A 4,574-nucleotide genomic window follows, 5' to 3' on the forward strand; every position below is an offset into this window, starting at 1 on the left:
TGGCCGGTGCCGCGGCGCGGGCGGCGGCGAGCATGGCGTGGCCGCCGGCCGCATGGACGGTGAGGATGGCAGGCGCCAGCGGCGCCAGGCTCTTCACCGCGCCGGCCACCGTGTTGGGAATATCGTGCAGCTTGAGGTCAAGAAACAGCGGCAGGCTCTGCCCATCCATCACGGCGGCGATGCCGGCCGGGCCATGGGCGCAGAAGAATTCCAGCCCCAGCTTGACGCCGCCAACATGCGGGGCCACCGCCGCGACCAGCGCACGCGCGGCAGCGACATCGGGCGTATCGACCGCCACGAACACCGGATTGGCCATGGCGATCAGGCTCCGCTGGGGGGAGACGCAACCTGCGTCTGTTCGACCCGGGCGCGGCGCGGCGTGCGGTTTTCTGCCAGCGGTCGCAAGAAACGGTGCCACAGCCAGGTGGGGACAACGCCGGCGAGGAAGGCAACGCCGAGCAGCACCGGCAGCGGCAACGCCTTGGGCGTGCCATCGGGCAGGATGAAATCGACCAGCGTCCAGTTGGACACCGCCAACAGGATGAACAGGACCGCCATTGCGGCGAGGAAGACCCAGCGGAAAATGGCCATGTTTGCCCTCACAGCTCTCCGTCGACCGGGGTGATACCAGCTTCGGCGAGCGCTGCCATCAGCTTTTGTGCCACCTCGGCCAGCTGCGCTTCGCTGGTGGAGCGCATGACGAAGTTGGCGCCGGTCTTGCCCTCGCGCCAGAACGGGTAGGAGCCGATCTGCACGCCGGGATTGTCCTTCTCGGTGCGCTTCAATATCTCGGCAGCCTTGCTCTCCTGCGTCCAGGCACCAACGGTGCGCGACAGCACCGGATCGCCGCCTTCCAGCTGGCCATCGAGCGCGGCGAGCATGCCCTGGGTGATCATCGGCACGCCGGCCATGATGAAGATATTCTCCACCCGGATGCCCGGAGCCCGGGTGCGCGGATTTTCGATCAGGCTGGCGCCGGCTGGCGTGCGCGCCATGCGCAGCCGGGCATCGGTGAGCTGGTCGCCATAATAGCCGGCCAGGATGGCGCGGGCTTGCGCGTGCACGATCACCTCACGGCCGAGCGCGGCGGCAATGGCATCGACGGTGATATCATCATGCGTCGGGCCGATGCCGCCGGTCGTGAAGAGATAATCATGCTTCACCCTGAGCGCGTTCACCGCCTCGCCGATGGCGTCCATCTCGTCGGGCACCACACGCACTTCCCTCAGGCGGATGCCTTGCACGCCCAGCCACTTGGCCAGATAGGCGGCGTTGGCGTCCTGCGTACGACCCGACAGGATCTCGTCGCCGATGATGACGAGGGCGGCAGTGTAGATGCGGCTCATGCGTGGCGGCTTAGCGCAGGGCGGCGGCGCTGGCCATGGCGAAGATGGACTTTCGCCGCTCAAATCCCTATGGGCGTGGTTATGACGCAAGCCCTCTACACCACGGTGATGGACCCGCATGAGGGCCAGCTGCGCCTGCACGGGCCGGCCGCCTTCGAAGCGATGCGCAAGGCCGGCAAGCTGGCGGCCGAGGTGCTGGATCATCTGACCCCGCATGTGCTGCCGGAGGTCGCCACCATCGATCTCGACACGATGGCATGGGAATTTGTCCGTGCCGCCGGTGCCGCATCGGCCACCGTCTTCTATCGTGGCTTCTCGCATTCGCTGTGCACCAGCGTGAACCATGTCGTCTGCCATGGCATTCCGGGGCCGAAGAAGCTGAAGAGCGGCGACATCGTCAACATCGATGTGACCGTGGTGGTGGACGGCTGGTATGGCGACACCAGCCGCATGTTCCTGGTGGGCGACGTGCCGTTGAAGGCGCGCAAACTGGTGGACGTGACGCACGAATGCCTGATGCTGGGCATCGAACAGGCCAAGCCGGGCAACACGCTGGGCGATGTCGGCCATGCCATCCAGACCCACGCGGAGCGCAACCGTTTCAGCGTGGTGCGCGATTTCTGCGGGCATGGTCTGGGCCAGGATTTCCACACCGCGCCCAACGTCGTCCATATTGGCCGGCCGGGGCGCGGCGTCGTGCTGAAACCCGGCATGTTCTTCACCATCGAACCGATGATCAACGCCGGCGGGCCGGCGGTGAAGGTGCTGGACGATGGCTGGACGGCAGTGACGCGTGATCGCTCGCTTTCGGCGCAGTTCGAGCACAGCATCGGGATCACCGAAACCGGCTGCGAGATTTTCACGCTCAGCCCCAAGGGCTGGCACGCTCCGCCCTACGCGCTCTAGGCGCCCGCCCCAGTAACCGCCGGCAGGGTCAGCGCCGCTTTGGCGCCGGCTTCTTCGCCACCGCTTTCACCACCGGCTTGGGCGGCAGCGGGATGAGGCGGTTGACGCTGATGATCTTCACCGGCGTCTCGATCATCTGGCCCTTCATCACGCCTTCGCCCTTGGTGGCCGAAATCGGCGCGTTCAATATCTTGCGCACCACGTCCATGCCGTCGGTCACGCGGCCGAACACAGCAAAGCCCAGATTGTCGCCGGGTGCGGCCGGATTGGCATCCAGGCTCTTCAGATTGCCCAGGATGAAGAAGAATTGCGCCTGGGCGGTGCCGGGCGCAGCGCGGGCGAGACTGACGGCGCCCTCTTCATGGGTGAGGCCGGTGACGGTGGTCGGCTCGTGCGCCACCGGCGGCAGCAGCTTGCGGCCATCCTGGATGCCGGCCTGCACCAGGCCGATGCTGCCATCGGGCACCACCTTGTAGGCCCGGTAGAAGGCCGAGCCGTCCAGCCGCTTCTCATCGACGTGGCGCAGGATATAGCCGGCGGTGATCGGCGCGCGCTCGGTTTCCAGCGCGATGGTGATCGGGCCAAGCTCCGTCGTCATCACCACGCTGACCGTGGCCGGCGCAGCGGCAGGCGGTGCCGGCGGTGGTGGCGCCTCCTGCGCGAACAGGGGCAGCGACAGGCCGGCAACGGCGGCAGCGATGAGGGCGCGGCGAATCATGGCCTCAGCATAGAGCGCCCCGCCCAGTCAGGACAGACTTCAGGACAGGCTGATCGGCAGGCGCAGGAAGCGGCGGCCATGCGCGTCGGCCGGGGGCAGCGCGCCGGCGGCGATATTGACCTGCAGCGCCGGCAGGATCAGCAGCGGCGGCGCCAGCGTCGCATCGCGGGCGCGGCGCATGGCGACGAATTCGTCGGCCGAAACGCCGTCATGCACATGGACATTGCTGGCCTTCTGCGCCGCCACGCTGGTTTCGCAGGCATAGTCGCTGCGGCCGGCCGGCAGATAATCGTGGCCGACAAAGATGCGGGTTTCCGGCGGCAGCGCCAGGATCTTCTGGATCGAGGCATGCAGCGTTGCCGCGTCGCCACCGGGGAAATCACAGCGCGCGGTGCCATAATCCGGCATGAACATCGTGTCGCCCACGAACGCCGCATCGCCGATCAGATAGGTGACACAGGCCGGCGTGTGGCCGGGCGTGTGCATCACACGAATGGTGAGGTGATCAAGCGGCAGCATCGCCCCTTCCCCGACCAGGATGCTGAACTGGCGGCCATCGGCGGGGAGATCGTCCATGCCAAAGCGCGGCGCGAATACGCCCTGTACGTCACACACGTGCGATCCGATCACCAGCGGCGCCCCCGTGCGTTCGCGCAGCCATTGCCCGCCCGACAGGTGATCGGCGTGGACATGGGTTTCGAGGATATACTTCACCTGCAGATGGCGCTGTGTCACCGCGGCCAGCACCCGTTCCAGCCCAGCGTGGGAAACAACAGCACCCTTGGGCTCATAATCCAGCACCGGATCGATGATTGCCGCCTCTCCCGTCACCGGATCGGCAACCAGATAGGTCCAGCTGTTGGTGGCGGCATCGAAAAACGGGGTGACATCGGGTCGCTTGCTCATTTCAGGCCTCCTGCCCCGTATATTACCAATTGCTAAATTAGATACAACTGATATATTACGCCCATGATCCCGACCGATCTCGCCCGCTTCGAGCTTGCCGCCGCCGACGCCACCCGCCTGTTGAAGGCCATGGCGCATGATGCGCGTCTGCTGGTGTTGTGCCAACTGGTGGATGGCGAGTTGCAGGCCGGCCAATTTGCCAGCCGGCTCTCGCAATCGGCGCTGTCGCAGCACCTGGCCGTGCTGCGCGCCGAGGGCCTGGTTGCCACCCGCCGCGACGGCCAGGCCATTTACTACCGGCTGGCCAATCCGGCGGTGAAGGCAGTGATCGCCACGCTCGCCAGCATCTTCTGCCCCCCCGAAACCCTGGAACATGATCATGTTGAAACCGCTGTCACCGCCTGACGCCAAGCTGCTGCTCGACGCTGGCCATGCCCTGCTGGTCGATGTGCGCGAGGCAGACGAATTTGCCGCGCGTCACATTCCCGGCGCCCTGTCGATGCCGATCAGCCTGCCCGACTCGGCACTGCTGGCCTGCGGCGTGAACAACAATCTGATCTTCACCTGCCAGACCGGCCGGCGCACCGCGGCCAATGCCGCCAAGCTGCTGGCCCGGGTGCCGGGCGGCAGCGCCTGGGTGCTTGATGGCGGCGTCGACGCCTGGGGTCGCGCCGGCCTGCCGCTGGCCGGCACACAGG

Annotated in this window: 8 protein-coding genes; 3 read left to right on the forward strand and 5 right to left on the reverse strand. The window is 66.6% G+C overall.

All coding sequences use genetic code 11. From position 1 onward, the window contains the following. From GJ693_RS14005 to GJ693_RS14015, 3 genes are all read right to left on the reverse strand, one after another. Positions 1-316, reverse strand: a 316-nt coding sequence (locus GJ693_RS14005; RefSeq protein WP_197042212.1) for an orotidine 5'-phosphate decarboxylase / HUMPS family protein, incomplete at its 3' end; no start/stop codon positions are given. A gap of 5 nt (positions 317-321) precedes the next feature. Beyond that, positions 322-591: a hypothetical protein gene (locus GJ693_RS14010; protein ID WP_156256895.1), complete on the reverse strand. Its 270-nt coding sequence runs from the start codon at positions 589-591 to the stop codon at positions 322-324. 8 nt (positions 592-599) lie between these two features. Then, the gene (locus GJ693_RS14015) at positions 600-1,346 is read right to left on the reverse strand and encodes a competence/damage-inducible protein A (protein WP_156256896.1); all 747 of its coding nucleotides are present in this window, start codon (positions 1,344-1,346) and stop codon (positions 600-602) included. An 81-nt stretch (positions 1,347-1,427) separates the two neighbouring features. Here GJ693_RS14015 and map point away from each other — a divergent pair, with 81 nt between their 5' ends. Next, positions 1,428-2,252, forward strand: coding sequence for a type I methionyl aminopeptidase (gene map / locus GJ693_RS14020; protein WP_156256897.1), 825 nt, complete (start codon positions 1,428-1,430; stop codon positions 2,250-2,252). Positions 2,253-2,280: 28 nt separating this feature from the next. Here map and GJ693_RS14025 read toward each other — a convergent pair whose 3' ends face one another. Beyond that, positions 2,281-2,970, reverse strand: coding sequence for a peptidylprolyl isomerase (locus GJ693_RS14025; protein WP_156256898.1), 690 nt, complete (start codon positions 2,968-2,970; stop codon positions 2,281-2,283). Between the two features lie 39 nt (positions 2,971-3,009). After that, the gene (locus GJ693_RS14030) at positions 3,010-3,876 is read right to left on the reverse strand and encodes an MBL fold metallo-hydrolase (RefSeq protein WP_156256899.1); all 867 of its coding nucleotides are present in this window, start codon (positions 3,874-3,876) and stop codon (positions 3,010-3,012) included. Between the two features lie 63 nt (positions 3,877-3,939). On the opposite strand from GJ693_RS14030, the gene GJ693_RS14035 reads away from it, so the two are divergent. Beyond that, on the forward strand, positions 3,940-4,281 hold the full coding sequence (locus GJ693_RS14035) for an ArsR/SmtB family transcription factor (protein ID WP_156256900.1): 342 nt from the start codon (positions 3,940-3,942) through the stop codon (positions 4,279-4,281). Further along, positions 4,250-4,574 (forward strand): rhodanese-like domain-containing protein (locus GJ693_RS14040; RefSeq protein ID WP_268893164.1); only part of this gene is annotated, 325 nt, incomplete at its 3' end. The genes GJ693_RS14035 and GJ693_RS14040, both read left to right, overlap by 32 nt.

Source organism: Sandarakinorhabdus oryzae (genome assembly GCF_009733735.1).
GTDB lineage: Bacteria > Pseudomonadota > Alphaproteobacteria > Sphingomonadales > Sphingomonadaceae > Sandarakinorhabdus > Sandarakinorhabdus oryzae.